We start from the raw sequence: 23,129 nt of genomic DNA, 5'->3' as shown, positions 1-23,129 counted from the left end.
TCGCCACACCAGACTTGATCATGCCGCGCCACGCCCTGCCAGTTCTTTTCGCTCTCCATCTCCGCCGACTGGTACTTGCATCGCTCGCCATAGTGGCCGCCTTTGCCAGCCCGGCCTTCGCCAATACGCCCGGCAGCACCTTTCCCACCAAGACGGTCCGCATCATCGTGCCGGTGGCGGCTGGCGGCAGTGCGGACAAGCTGGCGCGCACGCTTGCACAGAAACTCAGCGAGCAATGGCATCAGAGCGTTGTGGTGGAAAACGTGGCCGGCGCCAGCGGCACGATTGGCGCGGCACAAGTGGCACGCGCGGCGCCAGACGGCTACACGCTGCTGCTAGGCGGCGAAGGCGTGACACTGAACGCGTCGCTCTTCAAGCGCCTGCCCTATGACACCAACCATGCATTTCGTGGCGTCATCAAGGCGGTGGTCAGTCCGCAGATCCTGGTGGTGCGTCCCGATCTTGGCGTGCGCACCTTCCAGGACTATCTGGCACTGACGCGGCGCAAGCCTGGCGAACTCGCGCTGGGGCTGCCAGGCAATGGCGGCATCGCACACGTCGCGCATGAAATGCTGTCACGCCAGCTTGGCATCCAGGTCAACTACATTCCCTACCCCGGCGGCGGACCCGCCACGCTGGACCTGCTCGGCGGCCATATCGATGCCACGCTGATTACGCTTGCCGCCGTCACCGACTATGTACGCAATGGCCGGCTGACCGCCCTCGCCGTCACCACACCGTATCGGTCGAAAGCGCTGCCGCAGGTGCCCACGATGGCCGAAGCCGGCGCGCCGGGCTTTGCCGTGGAAAGCTGGCAGGGCCTGCTCGCGCCAGCCGCCACACCGGCCGACGTGATCGAACGGATCAACCGCGACGCGACAGCGGTACTGGCGCAACCGGCCACGAAGCAATTGCTCGAAGAGGCTGGCTTTGTCGTGGTGGCGTCGTCCGCCCAGGCACTCGACGACACGCTGTCGAAGGACTTGCCGCGCTATGCGGCGGTCATCGCTTCTTCAGGTATCAAGCTGAACTGATGCGGCGCGCACCGCGCCGCCAGCCTATCCATCCATATCCAGAAGACTTTTTTGTCCGGGCGGAAGGCAGCCCCTCCCGCCATTCCCAGACTCGTACTCCATTCGCCCTACATTCGCTCATGACCGCCATCCATCGCACGCGCGCCATTGCCGCTATCGCCCTCTCACTCCTCGCCACGCAAGCCGCATGGGCCGATGCCACGCTCGACAAGATCAAGCAACGCGGCAAGGTATCCATCGGCGTGCTGGTCAACGGCGGCCCGTTCGGTTCGATCGACCCTGCCACGCAGCAACTCGTCGGCTGGAATCCCGAGCTGGCGCGGGATCTGGCGAAGCGGCTCGGCGTGGAGGCCGACCTTGTCCAGGTGAATCCGTCCAACCGGGTGCAGTTCCTGCAGCAAGGCAAGGTCGACCTGTTGATTGCATCGATGGAGTACAACGCCGACCGTGGCGAGCTGCTGTCCTATGCACCCACGCCGTTCTATCGCGTGGGCGGCACCGTCGCCGTGCTCAAGACCAGCGGCGTTCATCAATGGGAAGACCTGCGTGGCAAGACCGTCTGCGCGTCGCAGGGCAGCAGCTTTGTAAAGCCATTGCAGGAACAGTACGGCGCACAGGTACGCGGTTTCAAGACCGCGTCGGAATCGCTGCTCGCGCTGCGCGGCGGCCAATGCGTGGCGGCCGTGCATGACGCCACGCTGATTCACCCGCTGCTGCGCAGCAATACCGAGTGGGCCAACTACGCCGCGCCGATCCCGACCGAGATCCTGCCGGCGCCGTCGGTGGTATGGGCACGCAAGGGCGACACGGACACCGTGGCCGCGGTGGACAAGGTAGTGCAGGAATGGCATCGCAGCGGCTGGCTGATCGGCACTGAGAAGCGGCTCGGCATCACGCCGCCGCAGCCGCTGCTGCCCGAGCTGCAGGCAAAGTTCAAGCAGCAGGGCTGATGGCAGGGGCAACAATGAGCGGGCATCTTCTGATCGCGGCGCTGCTCCTGAGCGGTCCTGGATTGGCCCATGCAGCATGGGCAGACACCTCGCTCGTGGCCGCGCTCAAGCCGCTAGGCCTCAACTATGCGTTCTTGCTCGATGACGCCGAACGTTCGGCATTCCTGCACGGCCTGGTCGTGACACTGCAGCTCTGCGCGCTGACCATCCCCTGCAGCCTCATCGCCGGCGCCGTGCTGGCGGCCATGCTGACGTCGGGACGGAAGGTGCTGGCCACGCCGGCACGTGCGTTCGTCGAACTGACCCGCAACACGCCCACGCTGGTGCAGCTCTATTGCGGCTTTCTGGTACTCAACATGCTGATCACCCAGCAATTGAACAGCCACGGCGGCAGCAATCCGCTCACGCCGTTCTTCTGGGTTGTTGCCGTGGTGTCGCTGCACAAGGCCGTCTTTCATGCCGAGGCGCTGCGTGCCGGTATCGAGGCCGTGCCACGCGTCACGCTGGAAGCGGCACGCTCGCTGGGTTTCTCCCGCCGGCAACTGCTGCTACAGGTGGAACTGCCGCTGGCCGTGCGCTTCGCATTGCCGGCGCTGGTCAACAACCTGGTCGATCTGGTGAAGATGACTGCGGTGGCGTCAGCCATTGCCGTCGGCGATGTCACCTATGAATCGATCATGATCTGGACCCAGCGCGACAACGTGCTGGAACTACTGCTGCTGATTCTGGTGTTCTTTGGCGTACTGACCTGGCTGGTCAGTCGCGCGGGGCGATGGCTGGAACTTCAATTAAGGATGCCCGGCTATGGCCAGTAAGCCAATCGCCCTACCCTGGCGCCCGGCGCAGCGCCCCGGCTTCGACGCATTGCGCAATCCGTGGACGTTGGCCGCGCTGTGCGTCATCGCCATCATCGGTTTCTGGACCGCCACCGGCAGCACACCGGCTGCGTTCCGCAACCTGTGGACGTGGTCGACCGCCCTGCTGCGCGGCATGTGGGCCAACATCGAAATCAGCATTCTGTCGATGACGCTCGGCACACTGGCGGGGCTTGTCGTCGGCGCGCTGTCGCTGTCGACCCGGAATTGGGTCCGTCATCTGGCACGCCTCTGGGTGCAGGCGTTCCGCAACGCGCCCATCCTTGTGCTGGTGTACTTCACCACCTATGTGTTCCCGTTCGAGCTGCACATTGCGCACTGGACCGTGCCGTTCCCCGATTGGATCAAGGTCGTGCTCGGGCTTGCGCTGCCTGCCAGCGCCAACGTGGCCGAGATTTTCCGGGGTGCGATCCAGTCGATCCCGAGCGCGCAGTGGGAGGCCGCCCAGTCTCTGGCATTCCGGCGGCGCCAGATCTTTCGCCTTATCGTGCTGCCGCAGTGCGTGCGCCGCATGCTGCCGCCGTGGATGAACCTCTACGCGAGCATCACCATGAGCACGTCGCTGGCCTCGCTGGTAGGCGTGCACGATGTGGTCGACACCGCTCAGGTGGCCAGCAACACCGTGGCCAGCACCGACTTCACGGTGCTGGTCTATTTCACGCTGCTGGCCCTGTTTTTCGCATACTGCTATCCGATTGCGCGCGCCACGCGTGCGCTGGAGCGTCGCCATGAACGCCACTGATTCATTCCTGCGTCACCCGCAGGCGCCCGTGACCGCCGCCCCACTCGTGGCCCTGCACGATGTGCACCTGACCTTTGGCGACAACGCCGTGCTCAAAGGCATCGACGTCGAAGTCCGACGCGGCGAGGCCGTGACCATCATCGGCCCGTCAGGCTCAGGCAAGAGCACGATCCTGCGATGCATCACCGGGCTTTTGCGGCCGCAACAGGGCCGCATCCGCGTGGGCGACACGGCGGTGGAAGCGTTGCGCACCGAAGATGAGCTGATCGCCTTGCGCAAGCGCGTGGGCTTTGTATTCCAGCAGTACAACCTGTTTCCGCACCTGACCGTGCTGGAGAACCTGGTCATCGCCCCGACGCGCGTGATCGGACGCAGCCGGCGTGAAGCCGAGCAGGAGGCCCATGCGCTGCTGGGCAAGGTGCGGCTATCCGACAAGGCCCACGCCTACCCTGGCGAGTTGTCGGGCGGACAGCAGCAGCGCGTGGCCATCGCCCGCGCATTGGCCATGCGGCCCGAGCTGATTCTGTTCGACGAAGTCACATCGGCACTCGATCCGGAGACCGTGGGCGAAGTGCTGACCGTCATCCGCGAACTGGTCGAGGATGGCATGACCTGCGTGCTGGTCACGCACGAAATGCGCTTTGCCGCCGAAATCAGCGACCACATCTATTTCACCGAGGCCGGCCGCATCGTCGAGCATGGCCCGCCCGAGCAGATCTTCGGCAACCCGACTCATGAGCGCACCCGGGCATTCCTGCGCCGTGCGCTGGGCGCCATTCCGCGCTTGCCCGCCGAATTCAACGCGGCGTTCGTCCCTTCCACACAAGGTTGAGCATCGATGACCCAGAACCCTGCCGACGACATCCATACCAGGCTGCTACACGCGGGCGGCGCGCGCCTGCGCGATGGCATTGGCCCCGTCAACGTCCCGGTGGTGCGCACCAGTACCGTTCGTTTCGACACGGTGGAGACGCTGGCCGACCGCCACCATCGCCGCGCGGACGGCGAGCGCGTTGCCACTTACGGCCGTCATGGCCTGGATACGCATGAAGCGCTGGAAGACGCGCTGTGCACGCTCGAAGGTGGCCACCGCGCTTTCCTGGCGCCTTCGGGGCTGTCCGCCATCACGCTCGTGCTGCTGGCGCTGCTCAGCCCCGGCGATCACGCGCTGGTATCGGACACCGTCTACGCGCCGCTGCGCCGGGTAGATCAGACGCTGCTGCAACGCCTTGGGGTGAAGGTGGAGTATTTTTCGCCGGCGCATGACGACCTCGACGCGCTGATTCGCCCCGAGACGCGGCTCGTCTATCTGGAATCGCCGGGGTCGCTGGTATTCGATGTGCTGGACCTGCCCGCACTCTCGGCTATCGCCCGGGCGAAAGGCGTGCCCGTTGCCGTCGACAATACGTGGAGCGGTGGCTGGTACCTGCAACCGCTGAAGCTTGGCGCGAATATCTCGGTCCAGGCCGCGACCAAGTACATCGCCGGCCATTCGGACGTGATGCAGGGTGCCGTGATCGTCGATAGTCCTGAACTGGCGGCGCGCATTGCCACCGCGCACGAGGCACTGGGCCTGACCATCGGCGCCGACGATGCCTACCTGGCATTGCGCGGTTTCCGTACGCTGCCGGTGCGGCTCGCGCAGCATCAGCGCAACGCCACCGAGGTCGCCCAATGGCTGCAGCAGCAGCCGCTGGTAGCGCGCACGTTTTACCCGGCCCTGCCGACCGATCCCGGTCACGCACTCTGGAAGCGCGACTTCAGCGGTGCCAGCGGCCTGGTCTCGTTCGCGCTGCACGGCGCTGATCATGCGGCGGCCGGCCGGTTCATCAACGCCTTGCGGCTGTTCTCGATCGGCGCATCGTGGGGCGGCTACGAGAGCCTGGCGCTGGTGGCCCCGCCCGACCGGCTCAATGCATCCCGCGGCTGGCAGGCGCACGGCAGAAACGCGCCCGTCATCCGTCTGCACATCGGGCTGGAAGATCCGCACGATCTGATTGCGGACCTGCGGCAAGCCTTCCTGAAGACCATCGCCTGATACGACCGACGTTAAGCGACTTCCGCGCCGGGATATCCCCGGCGCACCGCCTATGCCATCAACTGCGCGGGGTTCGACTCCAGCAGGATCTTGTCATGCATGCTCGACAGCACGTTGTCGCGCAGTTCGGCATTGCGCCGCAAGCCGGCGTTACTGGCCTTTTCAGCGGCCTTGACCAGCGCCAGCACATCGGTCGTGTGGGATTTCGATGACGGCGTGGTCGAGTCCTGTTCGAGACGGCCCATCACGTATTTCTGCGTATGCCGGGACTGATCGGCCGATTGCGTCAGCGTAGCCTTCACCAGTTCACCCTTGCGATAGGCGAACTCGGATTCGCTGCTGGCCTTGTCGTGAATCTGCTCGTAATAGTAGTTCTGGGAATACGGGCTCTCCGTCAGGAACAGCGTCGTGTCCGCTGACAATGCCCGATGGTAGCTGGCATCGAGACTTGACTGCTGTTGCTGCTTTGCGCCCCGGTCCGCCTGGCCACGGCCAAGCAACTGCGTGGATTGCGAGACGGCGTAGTCGAACGTGTCGCGCTCGTCCGAGCGCAACGGATTGGGCGACGTTGCCGTCTGCGAGATCGACGCCGAGAAATCGGCCAACCCAGTCAGCATGCCGTGATCGCCAGCGCTGAACGTCACGCGCGACTGCTGCGCGCTGGCCGTGTTGTACTGGCTATGCAAGGCGCTGAACGCATCCTTGAACATCGATATCAACGCAGCGTCCCCCTGACCGCGCGCCTTCGCATCGTCGAACTGCTTCAGGTACTGGCTGATGGCCTTGGCCTGCTGCGCGGCCGTGCCGAAAATCGCGGGCGTTGTCGTGTCGACGGCAAGTTTCACGGTGCCGGTCGGGCCAATCGACGTCATCGAACGTTGCCGGTCATCGGCCTGGAAGTCGAGTGTCTGGGACTGGTTGTTGCCCAGCGAAATGCTCGCCTGGAGGTGTACCGATGCGAACTGCGTGGCGTCGTACTGCATCAGGCCATTCAGATCCACGCGCGGCGGCACCTCCGTCAGCGCGTCGACCGATTTTTGAAACGATGCCGAGAGCTTGCCCAGCGCGCCGAGTTCTCCCTGGCTGAGCTGCCCGTCCTTCACCGATGTCTGTACGCGCAGCCGATCGCCGTCGCTGCCGAGCGTGATACCCACCGTGGCGCCACTGCGCGTGGTGATGGTCAACTGGATCTCGTTGGCGGAGTGCGCCTGAAAGCTCGATGACGCAACGGCATCGGCAGGCTCGCCGGCCGGCAGCTGGATCACCGATTGCGAGAAGCCCGTACTCCCGGCGGCAAGGTCTCTGAGCAATGCCTCGCCAAGCCCGCCGAATCGCGCGGAAAGCTTGGAAGCGGACATATTGCCGGCCATACGGATGGAAATCGGATCGTTCACCGCGCGCTGCCACAGCGGCGTGGGCGCGGCATCCTTGACCGAATAGGTCGGCCAGTTGGGCGGCGCGGGCGTCGTCTGCCCCAACGTGACCGTCGTTGCGGACGGCGTCTGGGACTGCGTCTGAACATTGGCGTCGGCTGCCGGGACGGCAAAGGCATCCCGCGTGCCGACTCCTTGGGTACTTACGGAAGAGATGGCGACCATACGATCCACGAAACTTTACGCAATGTGGATCATTAACGACATTTTCAGCAGAAACTTGAGACCGCATATCGCATGCGGTCTCCGCGGCCTGTCAGGCGGCTGCAATCAGCCTGATACCAATATCCCCTTCCCGCTCCAGTTGCGCCACGAGGCCGACCTCCCAGTCCAGGTATTCCTGGAAGCCAGCATTGCGTTTGGCGACGTCCGCATATTGATAAGGGCTGAACCAGTAGTCATCGTCGCCGGTCAGGACACGGTCACCGCCCGCCTCCACGGGCAACCCGACAGCGACCCATGCCTGCGTGCCACCGCCGATGTATCGCACGTCGCGGCCGGTGCGTGCGGCCAGTTCCGCTGCCACAACGCGCGCCAGTACGCCATCGGATGACGTCAGCAGGATCGTGTGATCGGGCTGAACTCCGGCGATCAGCGCTTCAAGCCGGTCTGGAACGGCGAAGAATGCACCGGCGGCGTGGCGCTTCTCGTAGGCCGAGCGCCGCTCCACGTCGAACAGTCTTGCCGTGCCCGACGCAAGCCGTTGCGACGCCTGTTGCGCGGATACCGATGCCGCAGCCGGGCGCGACGCCAGCACGCGCACCGGCTCCGGCCCGGTGACCAGCTCCGCATCAACCGGCGGCGCGAATACATAAACCTCCCGGCCTCCAAGTTGCGCCAGCCACGCCGCCGTGGTCAACGCCCGCACGCCATCGAAATCGGCCAGCACGATACGGGCGCGGCGCGTGGCCAGATATTCGTCGGTGGCCTGCACCAGTTGCCCGCCGGGCGCCCAGCGCCAGCCGGCCAGGTGGCCGGACTCGTATTCCCCGCGCGTGCGCACGTCGAAGCGATACAGCGTATGGACGCCCGCTTCCGATTCGAGCCGCGCAAGCTCCGCTGCGTCGATACGCCGTACGCCCGCGGTTCGGGCAACACGTTCCGCGCGGGTGCGCGCACTGTCGACCGTGGTGGTCGACGGCTCGGGCAATGGCGTGACGCGGCCCTGCGCCAGAGCGCGGCCGGCCAGCAGCCACGCCATCGTGCCGTCCTTGAGCGATGCCACCGGATTCGGAATACCAGCGTCAATCAAGGTTTGGGCGCCGACGATGCTGCGCGTGCGCCCGGCGCAGTTGACCACCACAAGCGTTTCCGGGTTCGGCGCAAGTTCGCCGATCCGGTAGACCAGCTCCGCACCGGGCAGGCTATGCGCGAACGGCAGGCTGAAATCGGCGAATTCTTCCGTGGTGCGGCTGTCCACGACAACGATGTCCTCGCCGCGTTCGATACGGCGATGCAGCTCGTCCGCATCGATCCACGGGGTGTGCTTTTCATGCTCGATGATCTCGCCGAACGCCTTGCTGGGTACATTGCTACCGGTGAACAGTTCGTTACCGGCGGCCGCCCATGCCACCACGCCGCCTTCGAGCACCGAAACATTGCCCCAGCCCAGCCGCACGAGTTTTGCAGCGGCCTGATGCGCCAGCGCATCGGCATTCTCGCCGCCGTCAATCAGCACGATGCGGGTATCGCGTCGCGGCACCAGCCGATCGATCAGTAGCTCCAGCCGCCACAACGGCGCGGACGCGGCCAGCAGGGCATGACCCTTGGTAAAGACGCCGGTCTCCCGCACGTCCAGCAATGCGATTTCATGGCCGTCGGCCAGCGCCGCTTTCAACGCGGCAGCATCGGTCACCGGCGCCGCAAGCCGCCGGGGTGGCCCAAAGCGGCGGTAGGTGCCGCCTGCCTTGCTTTCGAACACTACGCGCCCGGCCAGACGGTCCAGCGCAAGGCCATAGAAATGCAGATGCAGCCCGCGTTCGTCCCCGATCAGTTCGATCGTATGCACGTCGTCGGGCAGCAAGGTCACTGACGACCCCGCGACGACATCGGATTCGTCGATCTCCCGCAGCGTGTCGCGCGTCGGATCGTCCGTGCGCTCGCGTGCATAGAAGTTGTTGCGCTCGCGGCCGCTGATGCCGGCGATGATCGCCCAGGTAGTGTGATCGTGCGGCGGCTGAGCCTTGCCCGGCAACCCGGCCGAGACATAGAGCGCGAACCGTCCATCCAGATCCTCGGCCAGCCGGTAGACCTGCGCGGGATTATCGGTGGATACCGGAAAGTGTTCCGCCGGAAACAGCTCTCGTTGCAGGCCCAGTTGCTCCAGGGCGCGCGCGACTGGTTCCAGGCGCGCCTTGTCGGCCACCGCTTCGCTGCCGAGCGACGCGCGCGCCAGTGCAATCAGGTTATTCACCGCTACGTGGCGACGGCTGGCGATATCGGGTGCTGCCGCTGCTGGCAGGGAGGCTGGGGATGTGCTCATGTCGATGGCCCGAGGGGCAGGATGGTATCCAAGCCATCGACTCTAGCGGCCGCCGCGCCCGGCACGAACGAACAAACGCGCAGAAGGTTATGCGTTCACAAGTCCATGCGGGCCACGGCGCCCCGACGATCAGAACCCGACGGCCTGCCCGTCGCGCCGCGAGTCCGACGCGGCAATATAGCCATCCGGCGCCTTGTAGATCAGTTGCGCGGAGCCGAACTCCAGGCTGTCACGCGGCGCCACTTCCACGCGGTGCCCGCGTTCGCGCAGCGTGGCCACAACGTCGGGCGGCAGATGCGCTTCCACGTTGACCACCGGGCCATGTTCCACACGGAAGCGTGGTGCATCGCTCATTGCCTGCGGGTTCTGACCGAACGCAGCAAGCCGCGCCATCATCTGCACATGGCCTTGCGCCTGCATGGAGCCGCCCATCACGCCAAACGCCATCACCGGCGCACCGTTGCGCGTGACGAAACCCGGAATGATCGTATGCATCGGCTGCTTGCGCGGGGCCACGCAATTGGCGTGCCCCGGCTTCAGGTTGAAGCCTTCGCCACGGTTGTGCAGCGAGATGCCTGTGCCCGGTACCACCACACCCGATCCAAAGCCGCGATAGTTCGACTGAATGAACGACACCATCGAGCCCGCGGCGTCCGCGGCGGCCAGGTAGACCGTGCCGCCGGTCTTCGGCGTGCCGGCCGAAGGCGTTCCCGCGCGCCTGAGATCGATCTGCGCCGCGCGCTCCGCCAGGTACGCCGGATCGAGGAATGACGCGGGCGCGTGCTGCATCGTCGCCGGATCGGAAACGTGCCGGTGCAGGTCCGCGAATGCCAGCTTCATCGACTCGATGCTGACATGGTAGAAGTCCGCACTGTCCACGCCCATGCCTTCCAGGTCGAAGCGATCGAGAATGCCCAGACCGATCAGTGCGGCAATGCCCTGCCCATTCGGCGGAATCTCATGCAGCGTATAGCCACGGAAGTCCTGTTTCATCGGCTCGACCCAGGCCGGCTCATGTGCCGCCAGATCTTCGCCACGCAGCGCGCCACCGGTTTCTTCCGCGAATGCCGCGATGCGCTGCGCCAGTTCGCCCTTGTAGAAGCTCTGGCCGTCGCTCTCGGCAATCTTGCGCAGCGTGGCGGCCTGTTCCGGAAAGCGCCAGCGTTCGCCAGCCTGCGGAGCGCGCCCATCACGCATGAAGGCCTGCGCGAAACCCGGCTGTTCGCGCAGCACCGGCACCTGCGCGGCCCACTGCCGCGCGATCTGTGGCGATACCAAGAAACCGTGCTCCGCGTATTCGATGGCCGGCGCAAACAGCCGCGCAAACGGCAATTTGCCAAAGCGGGCCGACAGCGCCTTCCATCCGGCCACCTGGCCCGGAACGGTCACCGTATCCCAGCCCACCGACGGCATGCGGTCACGGCCGGCGAAACGATCGAGCGTCCATTTTGCGGGGGCGCGGCCACTGGAGTTGAGGCCATAGAGCTGCCCCTCGTGCCAGACCAGCGCGAACATGTCGCCGCCAATGCCGTTCATGACGGGTTCCACCACCGTGAGCGCAATGGCACTGGCAATGGCGCTGTCGATGGCATTGCCACCTTCGTAAAGCATGCGCAGGCCAGCCTGCGCAGCCAGCGGCTGGCTGGTGCTCACCGCGTTGGCGGCCAGCAGCGGCATCTTCTGGGAGGGATAGGGGAAAGACCAGTCGAAAGGCAACATGGGCAGAATCGGATCAGGATGTGAGACACGGCGCTGCAACAACGCAGCGCCACAACGAATGACAGCGCGGCCTTATTGCAGCGCCACGCCAGACTGCTTGACGAGCTTTTCGGTACGGGGGATCTCGGCGTTGATCATGGCGGTGAAGTCGCTGACGCTGCCGCCACGCGGCTCCGCGCCGGTCACAGCCAGCTTCTCACGAAAATCGTGCGTGCCGAGCAGCTTGTTGATCGACGTATTGAGCTTGACCACCACATCGGCCGGCGTGCCCTTGGGCGCGACAATGCCGTACCACGGCGCGATATCGAATCCCGGATAGCCTTGCTCCGCGATGGTGGGAATCTCGGGCGCCTGCGGCGACCGGCGGGCCGTGGACATGCCCAGCGCGCGCAGCTTGCCGCCCTTCACAAACGGCAGCCCCGTCATGATGGTGTCGAAGTACATCGACACCTGCCCCGACAACAGCGCCGGAATGGCTTCGCCCGCGCCCTTGTACGGCACGTGCACGATGTCGATACCCGCGGCGGCCTTCAGCATTTCACCGGCGATATGCGAGGTGGTGCCAGTGCCGAACGACGCATACGTCAGCTTGCCCGGATTGGCCTTGGCATAGGCCACCATCTCCGGAAGCGTCTTGAACGGCAGCGAAGGGTTGGACAGCAGGATGTTGGGCGTAACGGCCACGACAGCGACCTTTTCGAACGCATCCGGATCGTAGCTGAGCTTCTTGTAGAGGAAGCGGTTCGTCACCATCGATGCCGGGCCGGACATCAGCAACGTATAACCGTCGCCGGGCGCGCGCGCCGCCGCTTCGCTGCCGATCATCGCGGCCGCGCCGGGCCGGTTTTCCACGACGAAGGTCTGGCCGTATTCCTTGCTCAGTCCGGCGCCGAGTTGCCGGGTGATCAGGTCGGTTGCGGAGCCGGCCTGGAACGGCACCACGATGCGCACCGGTTGCGTCGGCCAGTCGCGCGCCGTCTGTGCCAGCGCCACGGACGACGCCGCGAGCATGGTGATGGAAAGTAGTGCCCGGAAAGAAGAGAAACGCATGTCTGTACCCTCATTGATTCGAACGTTGGTCATCCGCGTGAACACACGGCATGGCCTCGTTCAGTCCGCAATATGCGTGCCACTGGCAGCGCTGCGTCTTCGACACGAGCCTCATCCGCCCCCTTCAACACGATGAAGTTTGCGGGTGTTGCGCACCGGATGAATGAATGTTTTTGCCGGTGCGGCAGAGGCCGGTGCTGTCTCCTGGTGCCAGGGCACTGCATCAGTGCCTGGCACTCTCCTTTGGTGGTTTGCGCCGGGTTACCTATGCCGTCAGCGCTCCGGCCAGCACGGCCAGCGCCGCATCGAATTGCTCGCGCGGAATCGTGAGCGGATACAGGAAGCGAATGACGTTGCCGTACGTGCCGCACGTGAGCAGGATCAGGCCAGCTTCCATCGCGCGGGCCTGCACGAGCTTGGCAAACTCGGCATCCGGCGCGCCGGTGGCGGGGTCGCAGAACTCGGCGGCAATCATCGAACCGACGCCGCGCACTTCCGCCATGCGCGGGCATTGCGGGCGCAACGCTTCGAGGTGCGCCTTCAGTTGGGCGCCCAGCTCGGCGGCGCGTTCGCACAGATGCTCCTCGGCAATCGTGTCGAGCACCGCATGCGCGGCGGCCACGGCCAACGGGTTGCCCGCATACGTGCCGCCCAGGCCGCCGGGCAGTGGCGCGTCCATGATTGCCGCGCGGCCGCACACAGCGGACAGCGGCATGCCTCCGGCCAGGCTCTTGGCCATCGTGATCAGGTCCGGCTGCACGTCGTAATGCGCCATCGCAAACAGCTTGCCGGTACGGCCAAAGCCGGTCTGCACTTCATCGGCGATCAGCACGATCCCGTGCTTGTCGCACACCGCGCGCAGGCCACGCATGAAATCCGCGGGCGCGGGCTGGAAACCGCCCTCGCCTTGCACCGGCTCGACGATGATGGCGGCTACGCGTTGCGGGTCGATATCGGTCTTGAACAGCGTCTCCAGCGCCTGCAATGCCTGCTCCGTGCCGATGCCATGCAGCGCGTTCGGGAATGGCGCGTGGTAGATGTCCGACGGGAACGGCCCGAAGCCCACCTTGTAGGGCACCACCTTGCCGGTCAGCGCCATGCCCAGCAGTGTGCGGCCGTGAAACGCGCCGGAGAATGCAATCACGCCCGGGCGGCCGGTATGGGCGCGGGCAATCTTGATGGCGTTCTCCACGGCTTCCGCGCCAGTGGTGAACAGCGCCGTCTTGTTCAGCCCGGTAATTGGCACCAGCGCGTTGATGCGCTCGGCCAGCGACACATAGCTTTCGTACGGCACGACCTGGTACGCGGTATGGGTGAAGCATTCGAGCTGCGCGGCCACGGCCTGCATCACGCGCGGATGGCGATGACCGGTGTTCAGCACGGCAATGCCGGCCGCGAAATCGGTATAGGCGCGCCCTTCGACGTCCCAGAGCGTCGCATTCTCGGCGCGCTTGGCATACATCTCGCACATCACGCCGACACCGCGAGGCGTGGCAAGGCTGCGACGTTGATTCAGTTCGATGTTCTTCATGGTACGGGGGAGCGAAGTGGCAGGTTGGCGCCGATAGCGGCGATGTCGCCCATTTCAATCAGATTTGGCTCTACAATCCAGCGCCACTTCCAGAAATCCAATGGTGCCAATTGAAGTCGATCTGCGGTGACCTGCTGCTCCAGCGCATGGGACCCGAGGGCCTGTCGGCCTTCGGCAAGCCCCTGAACCGGGGCCTCTACGAGTGCATTCGTGGCGCCATCCTCGATGGCAGCCTGGCGCCGGCCACGCGGCTGCCGCCGCAGCGCGACCTTGCCGCCGAGCTGAGCCTGTCACGCAACACGGTGATGTTTGCGTACGAGCAGTTGCTGGCTGAAGGGTATTTGCGTGCGCGCACGGGCAGCGGCACCTTTGTGGCAGATACCGCACCGGAGAGTTTCCTCAATGCCAAGGCGGCCACCGTGGCCACGGCCCACTCGCAGGCCATGCCCGGGCTTTCCACACGCGGACAACGCCTGCTGGCCAATGCATCCGCATCGCCCACGCAATGGGGGGCATTCATGCCTGGGGTGCCGGACCTGCGCCGGTTCCCGCACCGGCGCTATGCCCAGATTTCGGCGCGGCTGTGGCGCAATCCGCAGCCGGAGTGGCTCAGCTACAGCCACGGCGGCGGGCTGCCGCAATTGCGTGAAGCGGTGGCCGCCCATTTACGGGTGGCGCGGTCGGTGCGCTGCGATGCGGGACAGGTGCTGATTACCGAAGGCATCCACCAGGCGATTGACCTCGTGGTTCGGCTGCTGGGGTCGCCTGGCGATCAGGCATGGGTGGAAGAGCCGGGCTACTGGGGCATTCGCGGCGTGCTGCATATGTCCGAGATCAGCATGGTGCCAAGGGCCGTCGACGACGAGGGTCTGACCTTGCCCGATACGGACGCCGCCGACACCTCCGCACCGCGCTTCATCTTCGTGACGCCGTCGCACCAGTATCCGATGGGCGCGGTCATGAGCCTCAGACGGCGGCGCGCGCTGCTGGAATATGCGCGCCAGCGCGGCAGCTGGATAGTGGAAGACGACTACGACAGCGAGTTCCGTTTCTCGGGCCAGCCCATTCCCTCGCTGCAAGGCATGGAACCCGACGCCCCGGTGATCTACATCGGCACCTTCAGCAAGACGCTGTATCCGGGCCTGCGCATGGGTTATCTGGTGCTGCCACGTGAGCTGGCCGCCCCGTTCCAGACCGCTCACGCGGACCTGTACCGCGCCGGCCACCTGATGACGCAGGCCACCGTGGCCGAGTTCATGCAGGCCGGCGACTATGCCGCGCATATCCGCCGGATGCGACCGCTCTATGCCAGGCGCCGCGCGGTGCTGGCCAATCTCATCGAGCGCTACCTCGGCCCCGAGGCCCTGAACCCGCAAGGCAGCAACGCCGGCCTGCACCTGGTACTGCGGCTGCCCGACGATGCCGACGATGTGGCCATCGCCGAAACCGCGCGTGTCCGTGGCGTCGTGGTGCGGCCGCTGTCACGCTATTACACCGGCGGCGAAGTGCAGAAGGGCCTCTTGCTCGGCTATGCATGCGTGCCCGAGGAGCACATCGGACCGGCGTTCGATGTGCTGCTGGGTTGCCTGCAGCGCTAGCGCCCGAGGCTGTCGCCGCCGGGCGCTACAGCACCTGCCCCGGCGCCAGCACGCCAGACGCCGCCAGCGCGGACGCAAGCCATGCGGGCCTGGTCTCGGCACCGGACTGGATATTGGCGATGCGCTTGCGCTCGCCTTCGAGCTTTTCCGCTGCCAGATCGAGTATCTCCGCCACCTTCTCGCGCTCGATGACGACCACGCCGTCGGCATCGCCCACCACGAGGTCGCCCGGGTGCACGGTCACGCCGCCACACTGGACCGGATGGTTGATCAGCCCCGGAACGAGCTTGGTGGGTCCGTTCGGATTCGTGCCAACCGCGTACATCGGAAAGCCAAGCTCGCGGATTTCATCGAAATCGCGCGCGGCGGCATCCAGGACAACGCCGGCCAGGCCGGATGCCAGACACTGGTTCGCCATGATGGCCCCCATCAGCGCGCAGGTCTGGTCAGCCTTGCCGTCCACGACGATGACGTCGCCGGGCCGGGCCAGCGCAATGGCCGCGTGAATCATGAGGTTGTCACCGGGCCGGACGTCCACGGTCACTGCCGTCCCGCAAATGCGGAATCGCGGGTCCATTGGCGCGACGCGCCCATGCATGCCGCCGCGCCGGCCATTGACGTCCGCCAGAATCGACGAAGCAAAGTGCGAAGCCCGTGCCACGAGCTGCGGGGGAACACGCGCGATCTCGGTCACGATCGCGCGGAAGTCCTGACTGTTACTCATCGATGTTCTCTCAGTTCAGCGCCACGTTGGCAGCCTTGATGACGCCAGACCACTTCTGCCTGTCGGCCTGCAGGAAATCGCGGAATTTCTCCGACGTACTGCCCACCACCTCCATGCCATCCTGCTGCAGCCGCTGCGCGATTTCGGGCTGGCGCAGCACCTGCTGCACTTCCTTCTGCAACCGCGCGACAACCGGCGCCGGCGTTCCCTTGGCGGCGCACAGGCCAGTCCAGGGCACCGGCTCGAAATCCTTCACCCCTGCCTCGGCAAACGTCGGCACATCGGGCAGCGAACTCAGGCGCTGCGCGGCGGCAACGCCAACCACACGCAACTTGCCCGACTTTGCGTACTGCAGAGAGCTGATCGGCTGGTCAAAGATCAGCGAAACCTGCCCGCCAAGCAGGTCCGCGATGGCCTGGCCCGTGCCTTTGTACGGCACATGAACGATGTCCACGCCGGTCCGCAACTTGAACATTTCGCCGGCCAGATGCCCGGTCGTGCCGCTGCCCGACGAGGCATAGTTCAGCTTGCCCGGATTGGCCTTGGCGTAGGCGATCAACTCCTTGACGTTATGGATGGGCAACGATGCGTTGACGAGCGCTATATAGGGTGTGTTGGCGATCAGCGTGACGGGGACGATGTCCGTTTGCGCGTCGAAACTCATCTTCTGCAGGAACGGCTGGATCGTCAGCGTTCCAGGCGTGCAGATCATCAGCGTGTAGCCATCGGCCGGTGCCTTGAGCATGGTTTCCGCCGCAATGCTGCCCCCGGCGCCGGGCCGGTTGTCGATCAGCACCTGCTTGCCCAGCGCATCGGCAAGCTTCGGCGCGATCAGGCGGGCAACGATGTCATTCGAGCCACCCGGCGAAAACCCTACGAGAATCCGGATGGGACGGGTCGGCCAGGCGTCCTGCGCCACGGCGGCGTGCGTGGCGGCAAGAAGCGCCAGTCCGGCGGCCAGGCCCCGAATGAAACGTGGACGGATGGAAAAATTTGGCAGGTTGCGCATGATGTCGGATTTGTGGTCGTAGGGGGAAACGTGCGCTGGAGAGGCTGTCTGTGGATCATCGCGGCGGGTCTCTATGGACCCTGCTCGCAATCTCTGTCTATGTTCGTGTCATGGCGTTGCTACGGCACGCAGGGCTTCGGCGGCGTTCGCAATGCGCCGCGCGCCTTCGGCCAGCACCTCCATGCTTGTGGCAAACGACAGCCGGAAGTGCGTGTCGACCCCGTAGGCTGAACCGGCCAGGAAGGCGATATCGGCCGAATCGAGCGCCCAGGCGCCCCACTGCTCGCTATTCTCAATCCTGACACCATTGGCGGACTCGCGGCCAAACAGCCCGGTACACGACGCGAAGAGGTAGAACGCACCGGCCGGCGGCTCACATGAGATGCCGTCGATCCGGTTCAGCGCATCGACCATGAAGTCGCGGCGCTGGCGGTAGATGTCCCGATTCCTCGTGATGAAGTCCTGCGGGCCTTCGAGCGCCGCCACCGCAGCCGCCTGGGCTACTGCGTTGGCGCACGAGGTGCTTTGCGATTGCAGCTTGGTCATGGCCTTGATCAGCGCCGCGGGGCCGCCCGCGTATCCGATGCGCCATCCGGTCATGGCGTAAGCCTTCGAGACGCCATTGATGGTCAACGTGCGATCGGCCAGCTGCGGGCAGGCCTGCGCGATCGTGAAGAAGCCGGAGCCGTCGTACATCAGGTGCTCGTAGATGTCGTCGGTCATGATCCAGACGTGGGGATGCCGTTCAAGCACCTCGCCCAGCGCAACCAGTTCTTCGCGGCGATACGCGGCACCGCTCGGGTTATTTGGGGCATTCAGCATCAGCCAGCGGGTGCGCGGCGTGATGGCGCGCTCCAGCGCCTCGGGCGTCAGCTTGAAACCGGTTTCGGGCGTGCCGGGAACGAACACCGGCGTGCCGCCGGCAAACAGCGTGATATCGGGGTACGACACCCAGTATGGCGCGGGAATGATGACCTCGTCCCCGGCCTGCACGGTACAGAGCATCGCGTTGAAGATCACCTGCTTGGCGCCGGTGCTGACGATGATTTCGCCAGCCTTGTAGTGCAGCCCGTTCTCACGTGCGAACTTGCGGGCCACGGCTTCGCGCAGCTCGGAGGTTCCGCCGACGTCGGTGTACCCGGTCTTGCCCGACTGCATCGCCGCGAGGGCCGCCTCGCAGATATGGGCCGGCGTGGCAAAGTCCGGCTCGCCAGCCGTCAGGCCAATAACGTCACGGCCGGCGGCGCGCAGCTCGCGCACGCGCTGTCCGGCCATAGAACTCGGCGACGGCTTGATTCGATTGAGTCTGTCGGAAAGCTTCAGCATGGTGATTCGCGTGTGGATCGATGGCTGCCAGTATGTAAGCCGCCGCGCTATGCCACAAACGAGTAATGCTCGCCCCTCGCTATTCCATTTGTTCGTGCGATGAGCCATAGTGATGCCCTGTTTCTTCCGACAGCATCGCCCGGTGCGCGCATGAATGTAACTTTCAAGCAACTCGAAGCTTTCTATTTCAGCGTCACCAATGCGTCCTTCACCGTCGCGGCGGCAAAGCTGTTTACGACGCAATCGGCGGTGTCCAAGCGCGTGATCGAGCTTGAGCAAGCGCTTGGCGTGCAGCTCGTGCATCGTATGCCCAAGGGCCTGGTACCCACGCAGGCCGGTGCAAGGCTCATGCCAATTGCCGAAGAGTCGATGGGGCTCAAGGAACGGATCAGCCGTGAGGTCGGCCTTGATAACGAGGTGCGCGGCACCTTCCGCATCGGCGTGACCGAGCTGGTTGCATTGACCTGGCTGACGCGGCTGTTGCGCGAGCTGAAGTCGCAGCATCCCGCGCTTCAGATCGAACCGGTGGTCGATGCTGGCCTGAGCCTTTTTGCCGAGCTGGAAGCCAATACGATCGACCTGACCATCCTGCCCGGCAAATACTGGGGCGCTGCGTACCGGTGCGTGGCGGTGGGACAGGTGGAAGACCCGTGGATGGCCAGCCCGAAGCTCGGCATTCCCGATCGCCCGCTAAAACCCGACGAACTCGCCGAGTATCCGGTGCTGGAACAGGCCGTGGGTTCCGCAAAGAACGCGTTCTACGGGCCGTGGAACCAGGAGCACGGGTTCCGGTTCAAGAAGGTCTTTTCCACCAACAGCCTGACGGTGTTGCGGGAGTTGACCATCGAAGGCCTGGGCATCAGCCAGCTGGCCATCGACTATTTCGCCAACGATATCGAAGCCGGTCTGCTGCGCGTGGTGCGCACCGATCCCATGCCGCCGCCGCTGGTCTATTCGGCGGTGTACCGGCCATCGGGTTTCTCGCGGGCGCTCGACGTCATCGCAGAAACGGCATGTCGGGTATGCAGCTTCAAGCGCGGCCCCTTCGATCTTGCCGGCACCCACCCGCCGCTGGCGCAAACGCAAACGGGCAACCCGGCGCCCTGAGAGCACGGGTCCACGGTAGCCGCCGAGAGACGGCGCAAGAACCGGACGGCGCCATCACCGACGCCAACAAAAAACCCCGCATTCTTTCGAACACGGGGTCTTAAGCTGCCCGGTGCCTGCACGGGGCAGGCATCAGGCAAGCGACTACCAAAGGGACTGCGTATCAGGCAGCAGCGTCCTTCAGCTTCTTCAGCGGACGGACCTTGACCTTGACGCTGGCCGGCTTGGCCGGGAACCAACGCTCTTCACCGGTGAACGGGTCCTTGCCGAAGCGCTTCTTCTTGGCCGGCACTTGCTGCGCGGTCACCTTCAGCAGGCCCGGCAGCGTGAATTCGCCAGCGCCCTTCTTGTTCAGCGCGCTAACGATGGTGTTTTCGAGGTGGGCCAGCACCGTCTTCACGGCCTTGGCTTCGAGCTGGGTTTGCGCTACCAGGTGAGCGACCAGGCTCGACTTGTTGAAGGTGTCCTTCAGCGGCTTCACGGTCGGAGCAGCGGCGGGAGCAGCCTTCTTGGCCGGAGCGGCGGCCTTCTTTGCGGCAGCCTTCACGGGTGCCTTGGGTGCTGCGGCCTTCTTGGCAGCAGGCTTGGTTGCAGTCTTCGCGGTCGGTTTCGCTTTGGTCGCCATATCAATGTACGAGAGTTGAAGATTGAGGTCCCGGCCGATTCGCAATGTCCGCTGCGTTAGCGCTTTGCATCGTTGCGATTCGTGCTTGCCGGCACGCACTGAATCATAGCGGAAACAGCCGGAAGTAAAGGGGTTTTCTAACATGCTGTAGGTCAAACCAAGTGAAAACCCCGGGTTTTGTCGCTGGTTTGCGTCAGCCAACACGCTGCGGAGCCTTACGTCCCCCCACTTTCGCGTATGACAGACGCGCCGAACGCGCAAAAGTTTCCGCAATCAATGCGCGTGGCCAGCCATCGCATCGCGCGTTTCGTGTGCCAGTCCCAGCGCGAAAGCGGTCTCCGCCACCAGGAAAAGCGGACCCACCAGCAGGCCAACGAGGTCGTCGACGAACGCCGGCTTGCGCCCTTCGAAGTAGTGGCCGACGAACTGGATCACCCATCCCGCCACGAACAGGCCGATGCCCGAAGCCAGCCACGCAGCGGTGGAAAACGCGGCAATCCACGCGCCTGCCCAGACGAAGACGGCCAGGATCGCAGCCATCGCCACGCCGAATCCGAACGACAGGCGCAGGTAAAACAGGCAGGACAGTACGTAGACCACGATGGCCGGCGTCACGAACAACCCGCCGTCGCCAAGGGCCATGAGGGGCCGGCCCAGCAGTGCGGTCACGGCCAGCACGATCATCGGGATGCCGATGAAATGCGTGAACACGTTGCGCGTATCGCGGTGGTACGCCGCATAGTTCGACAGATGATCGATCAGGGTTTTCACGGGGCAGTCTCCTGTTTGCGGCCTGTCTTCGAGGCCTGTTTTCGAGGGGCCGGCAGCGGTTTTTGCGCCATGACGCCAAACCACACTGCCGGCTCGGATTTGATGTGGATTTATATTAGTGATGCGCCGCGTGCTCTGGAAGAGGACTTCCCCGGCATTCGAGCCGCCCTACTAATTCCGCCGCCCCCATCGCCATGCGTGCCATCGACGAAATACCCGCCCTGACTTCCGACCAGCGCGACGCCTGGCTGCGGCGCATTGGCATTGACGCCGCGCCGCAGCCAACGCTGGATACCCTGAACGCGCTGATTGCCGGCCACCTGACGCATATTCCGTTTGAAAACCTGACCCCGCTGGTGGGCTGGCCCGTGAACATCGACCTGCCCGCGGTGTTCGAAAAACTCGTGCACTGGGGCCGCGGTGGCTACTGTTTCGAACTGAATACGCTGTTCTGCGCCGGGCTCAAGGCGCTTGGCTATGCGGTCGTGCCATTGGCCGCCCGCGTGCGCTGGAACGTTCCTGATGAGCGGCCGACGGGGTTGTCGCACATGCTGCTGCGCGTGGAAGTGGCGCACGAAAGCTATGTGGCGGACGTCGGCTTTGGCGGCCCCACGCCCGACCGCGCACTCGCACTTTCGCTGCCGGCCGGCGCGGATTCGCCCTACCGCCTGCTGACGACCGCGCCCGAAGCCGCCGGTACCGCCTTCCATTCCTTCGATCTGGCCGTGCGCAACCCCGACGCGCCGGACGCCGGGACACCGGATGCAAACGCTGACGACGCAGATACGTGGCGAGTGCTGTACCGCTTCGACCTGACACCGCAGCCGCGAATCGACTATGTGGCGCGTAACTGGTACGTGTCGACGCATCCCGACAGCCACTTCACGCAGATGCTGATTGCCGCGCGCACCGGTGCCGACGGTGCGCGGCTGTCGCTCGGCAACGGCAACCTGACCGAGCGCATACCCGACGGCAGCGTGCAAAAAACCGAGCTGGCCACGCCCGATGACGTCATCGACGTGCTGGCTGGCCGCTTCGGCATCCGGATCGACGACGATCTGCGGGCGGCGCTGGCGGCACGGTTGCCGGCGGTACTGGTGGCACGCTAGCGGGCGCCCGGGGCATCCCGCCCCGCCCGAACCTCGGCATGCGCGGGCCGCGACCCCGGGCATTCCGCGCTGCGGCACAGTTCATGCATCGTATGAATTGCCCGCAGAAAGTTTGCTGATATCGGCCCCGACACGCTGGTCGGCCTGTGGACTGAGGGGGTACGGCTGCCCATAATGTCCCGGCCAATTCACGATTCAGGGCGCGGCACGTACCGCAGCCCATCCATATCAGGAGACACCATGTCATTGTTCGATCTGTCGGGCAAGGTTGCCATCATCACCGGATCCTCGCGCGGCATTGGCCGGGCCATTGCCGAGCAAATGGCCGTGCAGGGTGCCAAGGTCGTCATCTCGTCGCGCAAGATCGAGGCCTGCCAGGAAGTGGCCGACGCCATCAACGCGCAGCACGGGGCCGGCACCGCGTTGGCCGTTGCCGCGAATATTTCGTCGAAAGAGGCGTTGCAGCATCTGGTCGACGAAACCAACCGCACTTTCGGCAAGGTCGACGTGCTGGTCTGCAATGCCGCATCGAACCCGTATTACGGGCCGATGAGCGGCGTGTCGGACGACCAGTTCCGCAAGGTTTTGGACAACAACGTGATCTCGAACCACTGGCTGATCCAGATGGTGGCCCCGCAGATGATCGAGCGCCGCGAAGGCTCGATCATCATCGTGTCGTCGATTGGCGGCCTGCGCGGATCGCCCACGATCGGTGTCTACAACGTTTCGAAGGCAGCCGATTTCCAGCTCGCGCGCAATCTGGCGGTGGAGTTCGGGCCGCACAATGTGCGCGTGAACTGCATCGCGCCGGGACTGATCAAGACCGACTTCGCCAAGGCGCTCTGGGAAGATCCGGTGCGCTACAAGCAGTCGACCGAGAACGCCCCGCTGCGCCGCATTGGCGAACCGGTCGAGATCGCCGGCGCGGCATGCTTCCTGGCTTCGGCCGCCAGCACGTTCATGACGGGCCAGGCGATGGTGGTGGACGGCGGCGTGACGATCTGAT

General features: G+C 64.9%; 20 protein-coding genes. 10 read left to right on the top strand and 10 right to left on the bottom strand.

Annotated features, from left to right (window positions below):
- Positions 1–20 precede the first annotated feature (20 nt).
- The 6 genes from AC3FLX_RS29515 (at position 21) to metC (ending at position 5,639) form a co-directional block, all read left to right on the top strand.
- Positions 21–1,034 carry a Bug family tripartite tricarboxylate transporter substrate binding protein gene (locus AC3FLX_RS29515; RefSeq protein ID WP_488700885.1) on the top strand — a complete coding sequence of 338 codons (1,014 nt, stop codon included), beginning with the start codon at positions 21–23 and terminating at the stop codon, positions 1,032–1,034.
- Between the two features lie 119 nt (positions 1,035–1,153).
- On the top strand, positions 1,154–1,984 hold the full coding sequence (locus AC3FLX_RS29510; RefSeq protein WP_488700884.1) for a transporter substrate-binding domain-containing protein: 831 nt from the start codon (positions 1,154–1,156) through the stop codon (positions 1,982–1,984).
- Positions 1,985–1,998: 14 nt separating this feature from the next.
- Positions 1,999–2,799, top strand: coding sequence for an amino acid ABC transporter permease (locus AC3FLX_RS29505; RefSeq protein ID WP_488700883.1), 801 nt, complete (start codon positions 1,999–2,001; stop codon positions 2,797–2,799).
- A complete protein-coding gene (locus AC3FLX_RS29500) occupies positions 2,789–3,601 on the top strand; it encodes an amino acid ABC transporter permease (protein WP_488700882.1) in 813 nt (270 codons plus the stop codon). The genes AC3FLX_RS29505 and AC3FLX_RS29500 overlap by 11 nt, the downstream gene beginning before the upstream one ends.
- Positions 3,588–4,433 (top strand): amino acid ABC transporter ATP-binding protein, encoded by an 846-nt coding sequence (locus AC3FLX_RS29495; RefSeq protein ID WP_488700881.1) that lies wholly within the window; start codon positions 3,588–3,590, stop codon positions 4,431–4,433. Before AC3FLX_RS29500 ends, AC3FLX_RS29495 begins: the two co-directional genes overlap by 14 nt.
- A gap of 6 nt (positions 4,434–4,439) precedes the next feature.
- A complete protein-coding gene (gene metC, locus AC3FLX_RS29490; RefSeq protein WP_488700880.1) occupies positions 4,440–5,639 on the top strand; it encodes a cystathionine beta-lyase in 1,200 nt (399 codons plus the stop codon).
- Between the two features lie 50 nt (positions 5,640–5,689).
- Here the strand turns inward: metC and AC3FLX_RS29485 are convergent, their stop codons facing one another.
- From AC3FLX_RS29485 to AC3FLX_RS29465, 5 genes are all read right to left on the bottom strand, one after another.
- Entirely contained in the window at positions 5,690–7,237 is a 1,548-nt protein-coding gene (locus tag AC3FLX_RS29485; protein WP_488700879.1) for a hypothetical protein, read from the bottom strand.
- 91 nt (positions 7,238–7,328) lie between these two features.
- On the bottom strand, positions 7,329–9,554 hold the full coding sequence (locus AC3FLX_RS29480; protein ID WP_488700878.1) for a rhodanese-like domain-containing protein: 2,226 nt from the start codon (positions 9,552–9,554) through the stop codon (positions 7,329–7,331).
- Between the two features lie 129 nt (positions 9,555–9,683).
- On the bottom strand, positions 9,684–11,273 hold the full coding sequence (locus AC3FLX_RS29475; RefSeq protein WP_488700877.1) for a gamma-glutamyltransferase family protein: 1,590 nt from the start codon (positions 11,271–11,273) through the stop codon (positions 9,684–9,686).
- 72 nt (positions 11,274–11,345) lie between these two features.
- Entirely contained in the window at positions 11,346–12,323 is a 978-nt protein-coding gene (locus AC3FLX_RS29470; RefSeq protein ID WP_488700876.1) for a Bug family tripartite tricarboxylate transporter substrate binding protein, read from the bottom strand.
- Positions 12,324–12,588: 265 nt separating this feature from the next.
- Positions 12,589–13,854 (bottom strand): 4-aminobutyrate--2-oxoglutarate transaminase, encoded by a 1,266-nt coding sequence (locus tag AC3FLX_RS29465; RefSeq protein WP_488700875.1) that lies wholly within the window; start codon positions 13,852–13,854, stop codon positions 12,589–12,591.
- Positions 13,855–13,964: 110 nt separating this feature from the next.
- On the opposite strand from AC3FLX_RS29465, the gene pdxR reads away from it, so the two are divergent.
- The gene (pdxR, locus tag AC3FLX_RS29460) at positions 13,965–15,452 is read left to right on the top strand and encodes a MocR-like pyridoxine biosynthesis transcription factor PdxR (RefSeq protein WP_488700874.1); all 1,488 of its coding nucleotides are present in this window, start codon (positions 13,965–13,967) and stop codon (positions 15,450–15,452) included.
- Between the two features lie 25 nt (positions 15,453–15,477).
- On the opposite strand, the gene AC3FLX_RS29455 is transcribed toward pdxR, so the two are convergent.
- From AC3FLX_RS29455 to AC3FLX_RS29445, 3 genes are all read right to left on the bottom strand, one after another.
- The gene (locus tag AC3FLX_RS29455) at positions 15,478–16,176 is read right to left on the bottom strand and encodes an RraA family protein (protein ID WP_488700873.1); all 699 of its coding nucleotides are present in this window, start codon (positions 16,174–16,176) and stop codon (positions 15,478–15,480) included.
- A gap of 10 nt (positions 16,177–16,186) precedes the next feature.
- Positions 16,187–17,185, bottom strand: a complete 999-nt coding sequence (locus AC3FLX_RS29450) for a Bug family tripartite tricarboxylate transporter substrate binding protein (protein ID WP_488700872.1) — start codon at positions 17,183–17,185, stop codon at positions 16,187–16,189.
- Positions 17,186–17,293: 108 nt separating this feature from the next.
- On the bottom strand, positions 17,294–18,511 hold the full coding sequence (locus AC3FLX_RS29445) for a pyridoxal phosphate-dependent aminotransferase (protein ID WP_488700871.1): 1,218 nt from the start codon (positions 18,509–18,511) through the stop codon (positions 17,294–17,296).
- A 150-nt stretch (positions 18,512–18,661) separates the two neighbouring features.
- Between AC3FLX_RS29445 and AC3FLX_RS29440 the strand changes: the two genes are divergently transcribed.
- Entirely contained in the window at positions 18,662–19,618 is a 957-nt protein-coding gene (locus tag AC3FLX_RS29440; protein WP_488700870.1) for a LysR family transcriptional regulator, read from the top strand.
- 163 nt (positions 19,619–19,781) lie between these two features.
- On the opposite strand, the gene AC3FLX_RS29435 is transcribed toward AC3FLX_RS29440, so the two are convergent.
- Positions 19,782–20,243: an HU family DNA-binding protein gene (locus AC3FLX_RS29435; protein WP_488700869.1), complete on the bottom strand. Its 462-nt coding sequence runs from the start codon at positions 20,241–20,243 to the stop codon at positions 19,782–19,784.
- A 273-nt stretch (positions 20,244–20,516) separates the two neighbouring features.
- The gene (locus tag AC3FLX_RS29430) at positions 20,517–21,014 is read right to left on the bottom strand and encodes an Mpo1 family 2-hydroxy fatty acid dioxygenase (protein ID WP_488700868.1); all 498 of its coding nucleotides are present in this window, start codon (positions 21,012–21,014) and stop codon (positions 20,517–20,519) included.
- Between the two features lie 194 nt (positions 21,015–21,208).
- Between AC3FLX_RS29430 and AC3FLX_RS29425 the strand changes: the two genes are divergently transcribed.
- Positions 21,209–22,123 (top strand): arylamine N-acetyltransferase family protein, encoded by a 915-nt coding sequence (locus AC3FLX_RS29425; RefSeq protein ID WP_488700867.1) that lies wholly within the window; start codon positions 21,209–21,211, stop codon positions 22,121–22,123.
- 240 nt (positions 22,124–22,363) lie between these two features.
- Positions 22,364–23,128 carry an SDR family oxidoreductase gene (locus AC3FLX_RS29420; protein ID WP_488700866.1) on the top strand — a complete coding sequence of 255 codons (765 nt, stop codon included), beginning with the start codon at positions 22,364–22,366 and terminating at the stop codon, positions 23,126–23,128.
- The last annotated feature ends 1 nt before the right edge of the window (position 23,129 follow it).

It is taken from the genome of Cupriavidus sp. 291-E7 (genome assembly GCF_057798835.1).
Note: the sequence above shows the minus strand (reverse complement) of the source record. Positions and strands in the feature narration are given on the sequence as shown.

Bases quoted from the DNA above. Each gene is read 5' to 3' on its own strand.
- AC3FLX_RS29465 (WP_488700875.1), bottom strand. From the start codon at position 13,854: ATGAAGAACATCGAACTGAATCAACGTCGCAGCCTTGCCACGCCTCGC.
- AC3FLX_RS29440 (WP_488700870.1), top strand. From the start codon at position 18,662: ATGAATGTAACTTTCAAGCAACTCGAAGCTTTCTATTTCAGCGTCACC.
- AC3FLX_RS29425 (WP_488700867.1), top strand. From the start codon at position 21,209: ATGCGTGCCATCGACGAAATACCCGCCCTGACTTCCGACCAGCGCGAC.
- AC3FLX_RS29505 (WP_488700883.1), top strand. From the start codon at position 1,999: ATGAGCGGGCATCTTCTGATCGCGGCGCTGCTCCTGAGCGGTCCTGGA.
- AC3FLX_RS29510 (WP_488700884.1), top strand. From the start codon at position 1,154: ATGACCGCCATCCATCGCACGCGCGCCATTGCCGCTATCGCCCTCTCA.
- AC3FLX_RS29450 (WP_488700872.1), bottom strand. From the start codon at position 17,185: ATGCGCAACCTGCCAAATTTTTCCATCCGTCCACGTTTCATTCGGGGC.
- AC3FLX_RS29480 (WP_488700878.1), bottom strand. From the start codon at position 9,554: ATGAGCACATCCCCAGCCTCCCTGCCAGCAGCGGCAGCACCCGATATC.
- AC3FLX_RS29470 (WP_488700876.1), bottom strand. From the start codon at position 12,323: ATGCGTTTCTCTTCTTTCCGGGCACTACTTTCCATCACCATGCTCGCG.
- AC3FLX_RS29485 (WP_488700879.1), bottom strand. From the start codon at position 7,237: ATGGTCGCCATCTCTTCCGTAAGTACCCAAGGAGTCGGCACGCGGGAT.
- AC3FLX_RS29420 (WP_488700866.1), top strand. From the start codon at position 22,364: ATGTCATTGTTCGATCTGTCGGGCAAGGTTGCCATCATCACCGGATCC.
- AC3FLX_RS29455 (WP_488700873.1), bottom strand. From the start codon at position 16,176: ATGAGTAACAGTCAGGACTTCCGCGCGATCGTGACCGAGATCGCGCGT.
- AC3FLX_RS29495 (WP_488700881.1), top strand. From the start codon at position 3,588: ATGAACGCCACTGATTCATTCCTGCGTCACCCGCAGGCGCCCGTGACC.
- AC3FLX_RS29475 (WP_488700877.1), bottom strand. From the start codon at position 11,273: ATGTTGCCTTTCGACTGGTCTTTCCCCTATCCCTCCCAGAAGATGCCG.
- metC (WP_488700880.1), top strand. From the start codon at position 4,440: ATGACCCAGAACCCTGCCGACGACATCCATACCAGGCTGCTACACGCG.
- AC3FLX_RS29435 (WP_488700869.1), bottom strand. From the start codon at position 20,243: ATGGCGACCAAAGCGAAACCGACCGCGAAGACTGCAACCAAGCCTGCT.
- AC3FLX_RS29445 (WP_488700871.1), bottom strand. From the start codon at position 18,511: ATGCTGAAGCTTTCCGACAGACTCAATCGAATCAAGCCGTCGCCGAGT.
- AC3FLX_RS29515 (WP_488700885.1), top strand. From the start codon at position 21: ATGCCGCGCCACGCCCTGCCAGTTCTTTTCGCTCTCCATCTCCGCCGA.
- AC3FLX_RS29500 (WP_488700882.1), top strand. From the start codon at position 2,789: ATGGCCAGTAAGCCAATCGCCCTACCCTGGCGCCCGGCGCAGCGCCCC.